Annotated in this window: 16 protein-coding genes and 1 tRNA gene; 6 read left to right on the forward strand and 11 right to left on the reverse strand. The window is 42.9% G+C overall.

Annotation, left to right across the window (positions count from 1 at the left end):
* Positions 1-7: 7 nt before the first annotated feature.
* Positions 8-1,324, forward strand: coding sequence for an MFS transporter (locus ICN26_RS03765; RefSeq protein ID WP_216267025.1), 1,317 nt, complete (start codon positions 8-10; stop codon positions 1,322-1,324).
* A 76-nt stretch (positions 1,325-1,400) separates the two neighbouring features.
* Here ICN26_RS03765 and ICN26_RS03770 read toward each other — a convergent pair.
* From ICN26_RS03770 to petA, 6 genes are all read right to left on the reverse strand, one after another.
* A tRNA-Thr gene (locus ICN26_RS03770) sits at positions 1,401-1,476 on the reverse strand.
* A gap of 18 nt (positions 1,477-1,494) precedes the next feature.
* Entirely contained in the window at positions 1,495-1,896 is a 402-nt protein-coding gene (locus ICN26_RS03775) for a ClpXP protease specificity-enhancing factor (protein ID WP_216267027.1), read from the reverse strand.
* Between the two features lie 31 nt (positions 1,897-1,927).
* Positions 1,928-2,539 (reverse strand): glutathione S-transferase N-terminal domain-containing protein, encoded by a 612-nt coding sequence (locus ICN26_RS03780; RefSeq protein WP_216267029.1) that lies wholly within the window; start codon positions 2,537-2,539, stop codon positions 1,928-1,930.
* Positions 2,540-2,617: 78 nt separating this feature from the next.
* On the reverse strand, positions 2,618-3,391 hold the full coding sequence (locus ICN26_RS03785; protein WP_216267031.1) for a cytochrome c1: 774 nt from the start codon (positions 3,389-3,391) through the stop codon (positions 2,618-2,620).
* A gap of 29 nt (positions 3,392-3,420) precedes the next feature.
* Positions 3,421-4,821, reverse strand: a complete 1,401-nt coding sequence (locus ICN26_RS03790; protein ID WP_216267033.1) for a cytochrome b — start codon at positions 4,819-4,821, stop codon at positions 3,421-3,423.
* Positions 4,822-4,831: 10 nt separating this feature from the next.
* A complete protein-coding gene (petA, locus tag ICN26_RS03795) occupies positions 4,832-5,434 on the reverse strand; it encodes a ubiquinol-cytochrome c reductase iron-sulfur subunit (protein WP_046329429.1) in 603 nt (200 codons plus the stop codon).
* A 136-nt stretch (positions 5,435-5,570) separates the two neighbouring features.
* Between petA and mscL the strand changes: the two genes are divergently transcribed.
* The 4 genes from mscL (at position 5,571) to ICN26_RS03815 (ending at position 10,287) form a co-directional block, all read left to right on the forward strand.
* Positions 5,571-5,993, forward strand: coding sequence for a large conductance mechanosensitive channel protein MscL (gene mscL, locus ICN26_RS03800; RefSeq protein ID WP_216267035.1), 423 nt, complete (start codon positions 5,571-5,573; stop codon positions 5,991-5,993).
* Positions 5,994-6,046: 53 nt separating this feature from the next.
* Positions 6,047-6,745 carry a tetratricopeptide repeat protein gene (locus ICN26_RS03805; protein WP_216267036.1) on the forward strand — a complete coding sequence of 233 codons (699 nt, stop codon included), beginning with the start codon at positions 6,047-6,049 and terminating at the stop codon, positions 6,743-6,745.
* Positions 6,693-8,204 carry an O-linked N-acetylglucosamine transferase, SPINDLY family protein gene (locus tag ICN26_RS03810; RefSeq protein WP_216267039.1) on the forward strand — a complete coding sequence of 504 codons (1,512 nt, stop codon included), beginning with the start codon at positions 6,693-6,695 and terminating at the stop codon, positions 8,202-8,204. Before ICN26_RS03805 ends, ICN26_RS03810 begins: the two co-directional genes overlap by 53 nt.
* A 127-nt stretch (positions 8,205-8,331) precedes the next feature.
* Positions 8,332-10,287, forward strand: a complete 1,956-nt coding sequence (locus ICN26_RS03815) for an O-linked N-acetylglucosamine transferase, SPINDLY family protein (RefSeq protein WP_216267040.1) — start codon at positions 8,332-8,334, stop codon at positions 10,285-10,287.
* A 161-nt stretch (positions 10,288-10,448) separates the two neighbouring features.
* On the opposite strand, the gene ICN26_RS03820 is transcribed toward ICN26_RS03815, so the two are convergent.
* A complete protein-coding gene (locus ICN26_RS03820; protein ID WP_216267042.1) occupies positions 10,449-11,609 on the reverse strand; it encodes a porin in 1,161 nt (386 codons plus the stop codon).
* A gap of 207 nt (positions 11,610-11,816) precedes the next feature.
* Here ICN26_RS03820 and ICN26_RS03825 point away from each other — a divergent pair, with 207 nt between their 5' ends.
* The gene (locus ICN26_RS03825) at positions 11,817-13,289 is read left to right on the forward strand and encodes a tetratricopeptide repeat protein (RefSeq protein WP_216267044.1); all 1,473 of its coding nucleotides are present in this window, start codon (positions 11,817-11,819) and stop codon (positions 13,287-13,289) included.
* Here the strand turns inward: ICN26_RS03825 and tatC are convergent.
* The 4 genes from tatC to ICN26_RS03845 are packed head-to-tail and all read right to left on the reverse strand — an operon-like array spanning position 13,274 to position 15,233.
* Positions 13,274-14,071, reverse strand: coding sequence for a twin-arginine translocase subunit TatC (tatC, locus tag ICN26_RS03830; protein WP_216267046.1), 798 nt, complete (start codon positions 14,069-14,071; stop codon positions 13,274-13,276). The two genes, ICN26_RS03825 and tatC, sit on opposite strands and share 16 nt — an antisense overlap.
* 41 nt (positions 14,072-14,112) lie before the next feature.
* Positions 14,113-14,589: a Sec-independent protein translocase protein TatB gene (gene tatB / locus ICN26_RS03835; RefSeq protein WP_046329423.1), complete on the reverse strand. Its 477-nt coding sequence runs from the start codon at positions 14,587-14,589 to the stop codon at positions 14,113-14,115.
* 28 nt (positions 14,590-14,617) lie between these two features.
* Positions 14,618-14,860 (reverse strand): Sec-independent protein translocase subunit TatA, encoded by a 243-nt coding sequence (tatA, locus tag ICN26_RS03840; protein WP_216267049.1) that lies wholly within the window; start codon positions 14,858-14,860, stop codon positions 14,618-14,620.
* A gap of 16 nt (positions 14,861-14,876) precedes the next feature.
* Entirely contained in the window at positions 14,877-15,233 is a 357-nt protein-coding gene (locus tag ICN26_RS03845) for a histidine triad nucleotide-binding protein (RefSeq protein ID WP_216267051.1), read from the reverse strand.

Raw genomic sequence — 15,233 nt, forward strand, 5'->3', positions numbered from 1 at the left:
ATAAAAATTGACTGCTATCGCATTAGACTCTCAAGCGTCATCGCATTCCTATAGAAAAGTAGCCATTGCAGCCTGCTTTGGAACCTTTCTAGAGTGGTACGACTTTTTGACATTTGCAACTCTCGCAGTAGTCTTCGGCCCCCTCTTTTTTCCCTCTAGCGATCCTAGTACCGCCCTCTTAGCCAGCCTAGCGACCTTTGGTGTTGGCATGGTAGTCAGGCCCATCGGAGCAGCAATATTTGGCAGTATTGGTGATCGCATTGGGCGCCGCCCCGTCTTCATGATCACCATTACTCTTATGGGGATTGCTACGGTCTGCGTTGGTTTTCTGCCGACCTATGCTCAGGTGGGAATCTGGGCGCCTATTCTGTTGGTGAGCCTCAGACTACTTCAAGGCCTCTCGGCAGGAGGAGAAATTGGCGGTAGCGCCGTCTACCTCACTGAGCATGCCGGTGATTCGAATCGTGGCTTCAAGACCAGCTTCTTACAGCTCATGGGGCCACTCGGCATCTTAGTATCCACACTGCAAATTGCCTTGCTACAAACCTATCTTACCCAAGAAGAATTTCTATCTTGGGGCTGGCGTGTGCCATTTTGGGTTTCATTTATTCTGCTCTTGATTGCATTTAAAGTCCGCATGGCTTTAGAAGAGACGCCAATCTATCTACAACTCAGCAAAACAGAAGCTCAATCTAAAAGTCCTTTACGTGACAACCTAAAAGACCCTGAAACCAGAAAGAGGATGTTTCTCCTTTTCTTTTGCATCTCTGCTGGTGGTGCAGTGCTATTTTTCTGCGTGCAGGTTTACACCGCAATTTTCCTCAAGACCACCGTAAAGCTTGCCCCCCAAGTTGTTGACCAGTTAAGCGTCTATGCAACCGTTGCGCTATTACCTTTTACAGTATTTGCGGGATGGCTGTCTGACAAGATTGGCAGAAAACCTGTCGTTGTCAGCGGCCTTCTCTTAGGCGCCACGCTAATACTGCCGGCGTTTTATTTACTACAAAGTAATAGTGGGTCGATCTCATTGATAGCAGGTGTCCTGATTGGCTTATCAGCAATCCTGGCGCTGGTAGTCGGTCCACAAACAGCTCTACTTGCAGAACTCTTTCCGGCAAAAACTAGAAATAGCGCAGCCACCCTTCCGCATAATTTAGCTGCTGGCTGGATAGGCGGTCTTCTGCCTTTGATTGTGACTTGGCTAAATCAATATTGGGAAAGTAGCATTGCAGGACTTTGGTACCCGACTGCTTTCTTGGCTGGCGGGGCAATAGTGGCAATGATCTACTTACCAGAGACCAGAAGAGCGAACTTACTCAATTAAGTGCTTTGCAATTGACTTAAATACCAGTTCCAAAATTGAAAAAACCTAAGTTCGTGAGAACCTAGGTTTTGAATTTTGGTGCCCCTTGTCCGACTCGAACAGACCACCTACTGATTACAAATCAGTTGCTCTACCAGATGAGCTAAAGGGGCAACGGATAATATTTTAACCTATTTCACAATCGTCAAGGAAGGTCTGCTGGCTTTTGGCTTTTCAGCATTCTCAGAGCTTTCACCCTTAAGCTTGCTGGTCTTGCTAGCATCGAATGGGAAAGACATTCCCTGGCCATTTTCTCTTGCATAGATTGCTAGAACATTGCTTACAGGAACCATGATTTTTCTTGGAACCCCGCCAAATCTTGCCTGAAAACTGATCCAATCATTATCCAAATTCAGCTGATGGCAGGCCTCCAGAGAAAGATTTAAAACAATTTCATCCTTCTTCACAAACTCCATAGGCACTTCAACACTGGAGTCCACGAAGACCGCCATGAAAGGCGTAAAACCAAAATCCGTGCACCACTGATGTAGGGCACGGATTAGGTAGGGTTTATTGCTTGGAATATCAGACATGCTTATTCTGCCGGCCTGAGTAATGAGCCGCTTAGCGACGCATTACCTTTTCTGATGGAGTCAATGCCTCAATGTAAGCAGGTCTGCTAAAAATACGCTCGGCGTACTTCAAGAGAGGTGCCGCATTACGTGAGAGGTCAATGCCGTAATGCTCCAAACGCCACAATAAAGGAGCGATTGCTACATCCAGCATAGAAAACTCTTCGCCCAACATATACTTATTCTTCACAAAAATAGGTGCAAGCTGAGTTAAGCGATCACGAATCGCTAAACGCGCTTTTTCATGAGATTTCTCAGCTGGCTTACCCTTTTCATTCTCTAATGCGGCCACATGCACAAACAACTCTTTCTCAAAGTTAAAGAGAAAGAGGCGTGCGCGTGCGCGTGCAACAGGATCAGGCGGCATTAATTGCGGATGAGGAAAACGCTCGTCAATGTATTCATTGATGATGTTTGACTCGTACAAAATCAAATCGCGTTCGACCAAGATTGGAACTTGGCCGTAAGGGTTCATTACCGAGATATCTTCTGGCTTGTTAAACAAGTCCACATCACGGATTTCAAAGTCCATGCCTTTTTCAAAAAGCACCAGACGGCAGCGTTGCGAGAATGGGCAGTTTGTGCCCGAGTACAACACCATCATAAATTTATTTCCTTAAATATCTACTTCAATACAACAAACGCACAAACAACTGCGACTTTAAACCTTAAAAACTACGGCTTAGTGGATATCTTTCCAGTAAGCCTTATTCAAACGTGAAGCTACCAGTGTGAAGATTGCCAAGAAGATCAGCACAATCACACCCAAACGCTTACGCTCGAGTTGAACCGGCTCGGCCATCCATGACATGAAGGCAACCAAGTCAGCAATGTTGTCGTCATACTCTTGGGGCTTCATAGTTCCTGGAGTTAACTGCTCAAATCCAACAAACTTTTTCTCTACACGGCTTGCATCGTGTGGGTCTGGGCGCTCTTCAAACTTTGCAGCACGCTCACCCTGCAACTGCCAGAGAACATGGGGCATACCAACGTTCGGATACACCAAGTTATTCCACCCAGTTTGAGTAGTGTCGTCTTTGTAGAAAGTACGGAAATAGGTGTAGAGCCAATCGGTACCGCGCGCACGCGCCTCTACAGACAAGTCTGGAGGAGTCTTGCCAAAGAAGGCCTTGCCGTCTTTAGGTGACATTGAAATAGTCATCAAGTCGCCAACTTTAGCATCGGACAAAATCAAGTTGTCTTTAATTTCTTGATCTGTCAAACCAATATCACGCATGCGGTTGTAACGCACGCTTGTAGCGGAGTGGCAATTCAAGCAATAGTTGACAAATATCTTGGCGCCATTTTGCAAAGAAGCATTGTTGCTAACGCGATTAGGTGCAGTTTCCAATGGGAAACCGCCCTCGCTTGCATTTGCAGTTAAACCAAAACCAAGGGCTGTAATCAAGGCTGTAGCCTGACAGACACCCATCACAGTGTGCAAAATTCGTTTCATACTAGTTCCTAATTTCTCGGGTATCTGAATTAATGAGGCTTAAAAGTAACGCGCGTTGGAACTGGCTTGAATTTACCAAGCGTGCTCCAGAACGGCATTGCCAAGAAAAAGCCCAGATAGTAAATAGTGCAAATCTGAGAAATCTTTTCGTAGATAGGTGATGGCGGCTCAATACCTAGGTAACCCAAGATCACAAAGCTCACAATAAATACGCCGTAGATATATTTATGGAATTGTGGGCGATAGCGAATCGACTTCACTGGAGAGTGGTCTAACCATGGCAAGAAGAAGAGGATCACTACAGACCCACCCATGATTACAACACCCCAGAACTTCGCGTCAAACGCATAGAAACCAGCGGCCAATACCAATGCAATAGCTGCGCAAGCGCCTTTTACCTTGATGTCTTTGGACCGCAGGGCAAACATTCCCAAAATTACTGCCAAGAAGATCCACAAAGGTAGCAAGAAATTCGTAGTAGTGGCGCGCAACATGGAATAGAACGGAGTGAAATACCAAACCGGTGCAATATGCGTTGGCGTAACAAATGGATTTGCTGGAATGAAGTTATTCGCTTCCAAGAAATAACCACCCATCTCTGGTGCAAAGAAAACAATCGAAGCAAAGATGATTAAGAAACCACCTAAATACATAATGTCATGGACACTGTAAAAAGGATGGAAAGGGATTCCGTCTAAAGGGATTCCTTTTTCATCAACCGTATTCTTAATCTCAATTCCATCTGGGTTATTTGAACCCACTTCATGCAACGCAAGAATGTGTGCCGCAACCAAACCAATTAATACCAATGGTATGGCAATCACATGGAATGCAAAGAAGCGGTTGAGCGTTGCATCACCAACTACGTAGTCGCCACGTAGCCACAGGGATAGATCTGGACCAATCAAAGGAATCGCTGAAAATAAATTGACGATCACTTGTGCGCCCCAATAGGACATTTGACCCCATGGGAGGAGGTAGCCGAAGAAGGCCTCACCCATCAAGGCCAAGAAAATGGCGCATCCGAAGATCCAAATGAGTTCACGTGGCTTACGATAGGAGCCGTAGATCAAACCACGGAACATGTGCATATAAACCACTACGAAGAACATCGAGGCACCAGTAGAGTGCATGTAGCGGATCAGCCAGCCGAAGGGAACTTCGCGCATGATGTATTCAACAGACTCAAACGCCTTAGCGGCATCTGGTTTGTAGTTCATGGTTAAGAAAATACCAGTAATGATCTGAATCGCTAAAACTACAATCGCTAAAGCACCAAAAATATAGAAGAAGTTCAGGTTTTTAGGAGCGTAATACTCGCTCATATGACGCTTGAAGGCTTCAGTAACAGGTAGACGTGAGTCAATCCAAGCCATCATCTTTACTGCGGCAGATGCGTCTGCTGGGACTTCTTTTTCGTGAAATGCCATTTATTTCTCCTTAGGCCTTCTTATCTTCGCCAACCAGAATTTTGGTGTCGCTCAAATACATATGTGGCGGCACTTCCATATTGTCTGGGGCTGGTTTGTTCTTAAATACACGACCGGCCATATCGAATGTAGAGCCGTGGCATGGGCAAAGGAAACCACCCTGCCATGTATTAGGCAAAGAAGGTTGAGCGCCCGCTTCAAACTTAGGTGTAGGCGAGCATCCTAGATGGGTGCAAATACCGACTACAACCATGTATTCAGGTTTAATTGAGCGCCATTGATTTTGCGCATAAGGCGGGGTAAATTGAGCTGGGTCCCGTAAAGAATCAGGGTCTGCTAACTCTGCATCAATTTTAGAGAGCTCTGCTACCTGCTCAGGTGTGCGACGCACCACCCAAACTGGCTTACCGCGCCACTCAACCATACGCATTTCGTCTGGCTGCATACCGGAGATATCGATCTCAACAGCTGCACCAGCAGCTTTGGCGCGCTCAGAAGGCTGAAAACTGTCCACAAAAGGGTAAAGGGCTGCGGCTGCACCAACACCGCCGACTGCTGAAGTGGCGATCAACCAATTACGGCGATCCTTATCCATACTGGGCTTGTCACTCATTTACAAAATTCCTCGAAAAGAGCATTTATAGGTAAAAATACTTAAAGATGAGATTTTAAAGTAAAAATGGGGTATGCATCAAAGTTATGGGGTTAATTTTGAGTTAATCTCATTACAAGTGAAATGAAAGGTATTTATGGCTGTTTTAAAGGAATTTCGGGACTTTGCGGTCAAAGGCAATGTCATTGATTTGGCAGTTGGCGTCATTATTGGCGGAGCTTTTGGGAAGATTGTGGATTCCCTCGTAAATGACATCGTGATGCCAGTGATTTCAACCCTTTTGGGGGGTCATATTGACTTTACGAACCTATTCTTGGTCTTGGGTAACATTCCTGCAGGAGTTCCTAGAACCTTTGATGCACTCAAAAAAGCTGGTATACCCATTTTTGCCTATGGCAACTTCATCACCATCTCTATTAATTTTATTTTATTAGCCTTTGTCATTTTTCAAATGGTAAAAATCGTAAACAAGGTGCGGATAATTGATGCGCCTCCAACCCCTCAAGCACCAGAGGATACTCTGCTCTTAAGGGAGATCCGCGATAGCCTCAAAAAATAAGCAATGAGATTTTTTCAAAAAACACTGCTGTTTCAGCCAATATGAATATATTGATGCCTGAAGTTCAATGGAAGCTCCAAAAAGCCATCAAGGCCTTTCATGGTGACAATTTTGATTATGCAGTTTCGGTCTTAACAGAGATTTTGGAGAGCAAAACTAATTGCATCAATATTATTTTTGAACTAGGCATTGCTTATGCCAACTCCCGTAGATACAAAGAGGCATTAGCGGTATTTTATTGCTTGCAGCCCTATAAAAAATCTGATGAAAATTTTTTTTATAACTTAGGTCTCATTCTTGATTTACAAGGAAGCCAAAGGCTCGCTATAGATGCCTACGATTCGGCTCTCAAAATTCAACCTCACTACATCGAAGCCCTTATTAATAAGGGGTCAATCTACAATGATATTAAAAAATATTCCTTAGCTCTTGATGTATTACAAAAAGCAACCCAAATAAGACCCGATATCCCAGAGGGTTGGTCTAATTTAGGCATTGCACTTAATCACTTGAATTTATTTCAGGAATCTCTTAGTGCCTATCGTGAGGCAATTAAACTAAATCCCAATTACTATGAGGCATGGTCCAATAAAAGCGTAGTTCTCAATAGGATGGGGCTGTTCCCCGAGTCTTATCTAGCGTGTAATCAGGCTCTTAGCTTAAAGCCCGATTATGTAGATGCTTGGTGTAATAAAGGTAATGTTTTTAAACGAGCTCAAAAGATACGAAGAGGCTATTGCTCACTTCGATAAAGCTCTTCACCTCAATCCTAATTATGCTGAAGCTTGGTCAAATAAAGGAGTTTCCCTAAAGCAGCTTGAGCGTTATGACGAGGCTATAGCTCATTATGAAAAAGCGTTAATTCTTAAATCTGATATTGATTGGGTATACGGCGACTTGCTTCATACAAAAATGAAAATATGTAGCTGGCTAGGTTTTGCTGATTCCTTGGATCATATTTCCAAACAGGTGGTGGCAAATAAAAAGATTGCGCAACCTTTTTCGCTGCTTGCATTAAATGATGATATTTTTTTGCACAAAAAATCTTCCAAAATTTATGCTCAAGATAAATATCCACTCAATCCTGCGTTGGGACTTATTCGTAAGCATGCTGTAAAAGAAAAAATTCGTATTGGCTATTTTTCAGCTGACTTTAAAAATCATCCTGTTGCCTTTCTCATTGCCGAACTTTTTGAGATTCACGACAGAAATCAGTTTGAGATATACGCATTCTCCCTGAAAAATGCTAACGATGAAATGCGGGAGCGTCTTGTTGCTTCATTCGACCATTTTATTGACGCGGAGTTCATGTCTGATATCGAAGTTGCCCAGTCATCTCGGGCCCATTCTATTGATATAGCAGTTGATTTAACGGGTTTTACTCAAGACTCGAGAACAGGGATTTTTGCGCATAGAGCTGCCCCAATTCAGGTGAACTATCTTGGCTATCCAGGAACCATGGGCGCTGACTATATTGATTACATTCTTGCTGATAAAACTTTAATCCCAACCCAGTCTCAGGAGTTTTTCTCTGAAAAAGTAATCTATTTGCCCAATAGCTATCAGGTCAATGATAGAAAGCGTTTAATCTCAGAGAAGCAATTTACAAGGCAAGAATTAGGTCTGCCTGAAAATGGATTTGTTTTTTGTTGTTTTAACAATAATTTTAAAATTCTTCCCGCTACTTTTGCAGGTTGGATGCGAATACTAAAAGCAGTCGATGATAGCGTCATCTGGCTTTTTGAGGACAATCCTTGGGCGGTTGAAAATCTCAAAAAAGAAGCCTTAAGCCATGGGATTGATACAAATAGACTTGTTTTTGCTGTGCGAATGCCACTTCCAGAACATTTAGCTCGCCATCGTCAAGCGGATTTATTTCTTGATACATTTCCTTACAATGCCCACACCACCACTAGTGATGCCTTATGGTCTGGGTTACCAGTTCTGACTTTGATGGGAGAAACTTTTGCTAGTCGCGTAGCAGCCAGCCTATTAAATGCAATTGGTTTATCAGAACTTATTACCAACACTCAAGAAGAGTATGAGGTTATGGCAATTGATCTAGCCATGGATCGCAAGAAACTAGCAGATATTAAATTAAAGCTAAGTAACAATCGCTTGACCACCCCCTTATTCAATACCCCACTCTTTTCTAGAAATCTTGAGGCTGCTTACATCAAAATGTATGAGGAATATCAGACAGATTTATAGCAAGCCACTTTGCTAGCTTGCCTCTGATTTTCAATTTTGATTACTGGAAATTGGTTGTAGGTTTAATACATATACTGATTTTTTATCCTCTTATAGAATTAAGTTCTGCTTTTAATAAATAATGAATATGAGTCCACAATTTCAAGCAATGCTTCAACAGGCTATCCAAGCTTTTCAAAGTGGAAATTTTGATAGTGCCTCATTAATTCTAAAGAGAGTTATACAGGCCGACTCAAAGAATCTTCCAGCTTTACACATTCTTGGTTTAATAAGGGTGTCACAGGCCAACTATAGTGAAGCTGCTGATTTCCTAACAAGGGCCGCGCGGATTAATCCCAATGACCCCTCGATTCAATATAACTTAGCGAAAGCACTTGCTGACTCTGGAAACGATAAAGGTGCCATTGCTCACCATAAAAAGGCAGTATCTCTAGACCCCAATAATTCAGAGGCTTGGCTTAGCTATGGAAATACTGCAACTAACTTGGGTCAATATGAAGACGCTCTTATTTGGTATGGAAATGCGCTACGTCTTAACCCTAATTATGTAGAAGCTTCATTAAATAAGGGTGCAACCCTAAACGAGCTCAAAAGATACGAAGAGGCTATTGCTCACTTCGATAAAGCTCTTCACCTCAATCCTAATTATGCTGAAGCTTGGTCAAATAAAGGAGTTTCCCTAAAGCAGCTTGAGCGTTATGACGAGGCTATAGCTCATTATGAAAAAGCGTTAATTCTTAAATCTGATATTGATTGGGTATACGGCGACTTGCTTCATACAAAAATGAAAATATGTAGCTGGCTAGGTTTTGCTGATTCTTTGGATCATATTTCCAAACAGGTGGTGGCAAATAAAAAGATTGCGCAACCTTTTTCGCTGCTTGCATTAAATGATGATATTTTTTTGCACAAAAAATCTTCCAAAATTTATGCTCAAGATAAATATCCACTCAATCCTGCGTTGGGACTTATTCGTAAGCATGCTGTAAAAGAAAAAATTCGTATTGGCTATTTTTCAGCTGACTTTAAAAATCATCCTGTTGCCTTTCTCATTGCCGAACTTTTTGAGATTCACGACAGAAATCAGTTTGAGATATACGCATTCTCCCTGAAAAATGCTAACGATGAAATGCGGGAGCGTCTTGTTGCTTCATTCGACCATTTTATTGACGCGGAGTTCATGTCTGATATCGAAGTTGCCCAGTCATCTCGGGCCCATTCTATTGATATAGCAGTTGATTTAACGGGTTTTACTCAAGACTCGAGAACAGGGATTTTTGCGCATAGAGCTGCCCCAATTCAGGTGAACTATCTTGGCTATCCAGGAACCATGGGCGCTGACTATATTGATTACATTCTTGCTGATAAAACTTTAATCCCAACCCAGTCTCAGGAGTTTTTCTCTGAAAAAGTAATCTATTTGCCCAATAGCTATCAGGTCAATGATAGAAAGCGTTTAATCTCAGAGAAGCAATTTACAAGGCAAGAATTAGGTCTGCCTGAAAATGGATTTGTTTTTTGTTGTTTTAACAATAATTTTAAAATTCTTCCCGCTACTTTTGCAGGTTGGATGCGAATACTAAAAGCAGTCGATGATAGCGTCATCTGGCTTTTTGAGGACAATCCTTGGGCGGTTGAAAATCTCAAAAAAGAAGCCTTAAGCCATGGGATTGATACAAATAGACTTGTTTTTGCTGTGCGAATGCCACTTCCAGAACATTTAGCTCGCCATCGTCAAGCGGATTTATTTCTTGATACATTTCCTTACAATGCCCACACCACCACTAGTGATGCCTTATGGTCTGGGTTACCAGTTCTGACTTTGATGGGAGAAACTTTTGCTAGTCGCGTAGCAGCCAGCCTATTAAATGCAATTGGTTTATCAGAACTTATTACCAACACTCAAGAAGAGTATGAGGTTATGGCAATTGATCTAGCCATGGATCGCAAGAAACTAGCAGATATTAAATTAAAGCTAAGTAACAATCGCTTGACCACCCCCTTATTCAATACCCCACTCTTTTCTAGAAATCTTGAGGCTGCTTACATCAAAATGTATGAGGAATATCAGACAGATTTATAGCAAGCCACTTTGCTAGCTTGCCTCTGATTTTCAATTTTGATTACTGGAAATTGGTTGTAGGTTTCTTAACCAATCCTTAGCCAAGAAAAAACCCACTATGTCACCATAGTGGGTTGATTTAATGCCTTACTAATCATTAGCTAACTTGCGTTAGCCTCAAATTAGAAAGTGTGACGTACGCCAACACCGTAGCTTGATGCGCCTTCAGATGAATTAACTGAAGAGCTTGATACTTGTGTTGAACCGTAAATAGCATACAAGTTTGTACGCTTGCTTAGCAAGTAATTCGCGCCTAACTGGTAACCAGTAAAGTTTTGTGTTGCGCGGCTTGTGGTTGTCAATACGTTTGCAGCAGCTGCATCGTAACGACCTGTACCGCCTGATGCCCACGCTTCGATTGTTGGAGTAATGAAGCTACGTACACCAATCTGCTGAGCAGTTCTTTGGAGGTAGATATTTGAGTTCAGGTTAGACACATACTTTGCATTAACGTACTGTGCATAAGCCTTCAAAATCCCGAAATCATATGTTGCTGCGTAGTACTGTTGAGTCTGAGCAAGAGATGTACCAAATGGATTCACTACTGTACCAGCAGTAGCTGTTACTGGCAGGGCTGCAGCAGTTTCTACACCAGCGACAAATGTACGATTTTTTGAAGTTTGATATGCAGCATCAACGTTCAACTTGCTCCAAACGTAATTAATACCGAGGCCTGCAGCTTCGTTATTGGCTACAGTTGTTGAAGTTGAATCTGACATGTTGTTTGAGTAGATAGCGTTAGCTTGGAAACCAGCAAAACGATCTGTTTGTAATGTCAATGCATTGCTGTAACGAACTGTATATGCAGTAGTAGTCTGGGAAGATCCTGTTCCAGAGCTTACTGAGTAAATTACGTTACCGTGCATGTTATTTGTTTGGCCTGGGTCTGTGCGACCAACTGCAAGGTGAACTGGTGTGTACTGTGTACCAATTGCGCCTTGACCAATACCTTTTTTGCTCAAACCAACAAATGACTGACGGTTAAACAAGCCTTGATTAGTATTGCCTGAAAGTGATGCATCAGTAGGATAAAGCTGGAATTCAGCAGTAAAGAAGGCAGCTGTACCACCACCTAAATCTTCATTGCCTTTGAAGCCTAAACGGGAGCTAGACTCTGAACCTGCACCAGAAAACGATGTTGTATTAGTTTTTGTTGATCCAGCACGTGATGTAGTGCCAGCAAAACCAACGTCCATAATTCCGTATACGGTTACTGATGACTGAGCTTGAGCTGCTGACGCAAACGCGCCGATTGCCGCAACTGCTAATAGCGATTTTTTCATTCTTTAAATCTCCATAAATTGAAAGTAATGCCCAATAAAATTGGGACATATGAATTTTGCTTGTTTTGCCCTCCTAGGTTGGGGGTAAGGGCATTTAGAGGCTGTTTTTGCTTGTGGAAAGGTAGTTTTTTGGCTTTCTTCGTTGTATCAGGGCAACAAGGGCTTTGATTTCTGTCTTTTTAGGGCCTTAGATGCCAAAATTGTCATATGGCAAGCCGTGAATTCTTAAAAATCCTTCAATCTGCTCGATTAGGTGACGTATCCGCACAACAAAATTTAGCCTCTGCTTATTTAACAGGCGCTTTGAAGACTCCAATTCAGCCGGCTAATGCCTTGATTTGGCTAGAGAAATCCTATCTATCCATTACAAATCAAGTAGCTAACAATTCCAGAGCTGAAGCCAATAAATTTCTTGAACTTGATACATTCTCCCCAGAAATGCTGGGAATGTTTAAGCAAATTTCCTTGGTTCCTCTGGGGCTCACCTTTAACTCACCAGCCTTTTCTTTTGGCTGGGAATCATTCTGGAAGCTAGCTAAGGCAAAAATTGATGTCAGCAATGCCGCGCAGTGGCAACTTGCAGAGCTACTGCTGGATCCCAGTAAAAAAGTGCTTCAAGGAGAGCTTTCTGAGTGGCTCTTAAAACAAGAAGGTAGTCTCGACCTCCCCGCTTTACAAAAAACTGCGAAAGAATTTCTTCTTCAACTAGCGGAATCAGAAACACCCTTCACCAATTTAGCTAAAGAGCTTTTGATTAAGCTCCAACCTAAAGATGAAGCGCTCTCCTCTCTTTGGAGCACTTGGCTATCTGAAAAGAATGAGGGCGCACTAATGCAAGCTGCAGAACTTGGTCTAACGATTGCAAAACTCACTCTGGGCTTACGTCTTGCGCAATTCAATGAAGTTGATTCTAATGAAAAAAATTTGGGTGGGTCGAATGGCAAATCCAATGCTTCTCTCAAAAAGGCTGCGCAATGGTTAGAACTTGCTGCAAAAGATGGGGATCGTGATGCCTGGTTTGCTTTGGGTGAAATCTATCGTCGTCCGCAGTTCTCTGGATATAACGCCAGTGAAAGTGATCGGTGTTTTGATCTTGCGGCTGATTTAGGTCACCCGTTAGCTCAATTCAGAAGAGGCGCAAACCTCTGGCGCAAACGCGAAAAAGTAGAAGAGAAAGTTCGCGGACTTCAAGCTTCCTATTGGATTTGGCAAGCTCACCAACAAGGCGTACCCGAAGCAAAGGATTTACTTAGCAAAGTTCTGGAGAATGTTTCTAGCCCCAATAAAAATGATTGGCATCACTTAGCATTGCATGCAGAAAAAGCCTTAAGCCACCATGCAGAGCATCAATTGGGTGAGGAGTGGATCTTGCTATGCCATCGACTCATTGTGGCCAATCAATTTAACTTAAGTAAGGCAGAGTTACTACTGTGTGAAGTTAGTCAACTCCAGCATGAACATTGTGTCGTTGTTGATATTCGCCATGAGTTACCAAAAATACTACCTAGATTAATTCAGATTGATACCACTCAGCAGCGCCGCTCATTGCTAGCAGCAGGAAAAGTTTTTGCGAGCAGTAATACAGACTTGGAGGGGAATCTAAGACAAAGGCGTTATCGATTTGATCGGGTAACCGAATGGCTTACTAGCACCTTCGGACAAGATCAAGTCGTGGCTTGAGTATCTGGCTTTGAACTTGCGTCAGCATCATCGTCTGACGGCTTTGGAACGTAAAAACGCGCAATTAACAGTCCTAATTCATAAAGCAGAGTCATAGGAATTGCTAATAGCAATTGTGATAGAACATCGGGTGGCGTAACCACGGCAGAGATCACAAATGCACCAACGATCACATAAGGACGAATTTCTCTAAGCTTTTCTAGGGGAACCATGCCCATGCGCACTAAAACTACAACCACAACGGGTACTTCAAAAGTAAGTCCAAAGGCTAGGAAGGTGTTCATCGCAAAACTGAGGTACTTATCAATATCAGTCGACATTTCAGCGCCAAGTGGTGCGTTATAACTAGCCATGAATTCAAACACGGTAGGAAATACTAAAAAGTAAGCGAACGCCATACCAAATATAAAGAGGCTGTAGCTACTCACAACTAAAGGCACGATGAGCTTGCGCTCATGTTGATATAAACCAGGCGCAATAAATGCCCATAGCTGATACATCACTACCGGCAAAGCAATCAAGAAAGCAACCAACATCGTGACCTTCATCGGCACAAAGAATGATCCCGTGACATCCGTCACAATCATTTTTCCGCCTGAGGGCAATGAGTCCAATAGCGGCTGTGAAAATAAATGAAAAATATCGGGCGCCCAGTAAACCAAGCAGACGAACACCGCAATGATGGCTAACGCAGACTTAATAATGCGATCACGTAACTCAAATAAATGAGACAAGAAGGATTCTTGTAAGCCGGAATCTTCTGTTGGATTTTTGTCAGTCATGCGCGGATATTTATATTCTTGTAATTTTTATTATTTATTGCTTACTTATTGGCGCTATGGTGAAAACGCTTCATACGAGCAGCACCAGACTGAACTCTTGTGCGCATTCCAGTGGAATGCTTAAACCAAACCGGTCTAGCTGCGCGTCTCACACCCCAACTCTTGCGCCCTTGACGGATTGACTTGCTAAGGACTTCTTTTTCATCAAGAGGAGCTCTGGTGAAATTATTTTCAAAGATGTCGGCCTGATCGCTTAGATTGGCGCCCGCCTCTTGAACGGTAGATTGAAGCGAGCTCTCAACATCTTTAAAGGCAGAGACACTTTCTTCACGGAGTTTCTTGAACTCCTCGACATCCATCTGTCGGCTAACCTCAGATTTGACATCCGCCATATAGCGTTGAGCACGTCCAAACAAATTACCCGCCATGCGGGCGATCTTAGGAAGACGCTCTGGGCCAACCACTATCAATGCAACTACTGCAATGAGTGCAAGCTTTGAAACTCCGAGATCAATCATTACAGCTGCGCATTATTTCTATCAACAATTATTTATTGATGTCTTTTGCCTGAACATCCACAGTTTTCTCTGGTGATGCGGCAGCGGTCTGAATTTGTTCCTTGGCTTTATCGTGCGACTCTTCAGTTCCCTCAGGTGTTTTCATGCCGTCTTTGAAACCTTTAACAGCGCCACCTAAGTCAGTGCCGATATTGCGCAATTTTTTGGTACCAAATACCAACATCACGATTACCAAAACAATCAACCAATGCCAAATGCTAAATGAACCCATTTTTAATCTCCTCGGACTATTTTTTCCAGGGGCGCGGACCGCCCATCACATGCAAATGCAAGTGATAAACCTCTTGCCCACCATCTGCACCATTGTTCACCACTAATCTAAAGCCGCCATCTTTTCCGGGACGGCAACCCTGTTCTTTGGCGAGACGCGGCGCTAATTCCATCATTCTACCTAGCAATGGCGCATCTGCCAGTTCTGCAGACTCCAACATGGGTATATGTTTTTTGGGAATTATTAAAAAATGGATGGGTGCGGCTGGGTTGATATCTTTAAAAGCATAGATTTCCTCATCTTCATAGACCTTTTGAGATGGGATTAATCCTTGAGAAATCTTACAAAATAGGCAATTAGGGTCATGTGACAT

The sequence above is a fragment of the Polynucleobacter hallstattensis genome (assembly GCF_018881835.1).
GTDB lineage: Bacteria > Pseudomonadota > Gammaproteobacteria > Burkholderiales > Burkholderiaceae > Polynucleobacter > Polynucleobacter hallstattensis.

Bases quoted from the DNA above. Each gene is read 5' to 3' on its own strand.
- ICN26_RS03775 (WP_216267027.1), bottom strand. From the start codon at position 1,896: ATGTCTGATATTCCAAGCAATAAACCCTACCTAATCCGTGCCCTACAT.
- tatA (WP_216267049.1), bottom strand. From the start codon at position 14,860: ATGGGTTCATTTAGCATTTGGCATTGGTTGATTGTTTTGGTAATCGTG.
- ICN26_RS03845 (WP_216267051.1), bottom strand. From the start codon at position 15,233: ATGTCACATGACCCTAATTGCCTATTTTGTAAGATTTCTCAAGGATTA.
- ICN26_RS03810 (WP_216267039.1), top strand. From the start codon at position 6,693: ATGTTTTTAAACGAGCTCAAAAGATACGAAGAGGCTATTGCTCACTTC.
- ICN26_RS03815 (WP_216267040.1), top strand. From the start codon at position 8,332: ATGAGTCCACAATTTCAAGCAATGCTTCAACAGGCTATCCAAGCTTTT.
- ICN26_RS03825 (WP_216267044.1), top strand. From the start codon at position 11,817: ATGGCAAGCCGTGAATTCTTAAAAATCCTTCAATCTGCTCGATTAGGT.
- tatC (WP_216267046.1), bottom strand. From the start codon at position 14,071: ATGACTGACAAAAATCCAACAGAAGATTCCGGCTTACAAGAATCCTTC.
- ICN26_RS03785 (WP_216267031.1), bottom strand. From the start codon at position 3,391: ATGAAACGAATTTTGCACACTGTGATGGGTGTCTGTCAGGCTACAGCC.
- ICN26_RS03780 (WP_216267029.1), bottom strand. From the start codon at position 2,539: ATGATGGTGTTGTACTCGGGCACAAACTGCCCATTCTCGCAACGCTGC.
- ICN26_RS03805 (WP_216267036.1), top strand. From the start codon at position 6,047: ATGCCTGAAGTTCAATGGAAGCTCCAAAAAGCCATCAAGGCCTTTCAT.
- ICN26_RS03790 (WP_216267033.1), bottom strand. From the start codon at position 4,821: ATGGCATTTCACGAAAAAGAAGTCCCAGCAGACGCATCTGCCGCAGTA.
- petA (WP_046329429.1), bottom strand. From the start codon at position 5,434: ATGAGTGACAAGCCCAGTATGGATAAGGATCGCCGTAATTGGTTGATC.
- ICN26_RS03820 (WP_216267042.1), bottom strand. From the start codon at position 11,609: ATGAAAAAATCGCTATTAGCAGTTGCGGCAATCGGCGCGTTTGCGTCA.
- mscL (WP_216267035.1), top strand. From the start codon at position 5,571: ATGGCTGTTTTAAAGGAATTTCGGGACTTTGCGGTCAAAGGCAATGTC.
- tatB (WP_046329423.1), bottom strand. From the start codon at position 14,589: ATGATTGATCTCGGAGTTTCAAAGCTTGCACTCATTGCAGTAGTTGCA.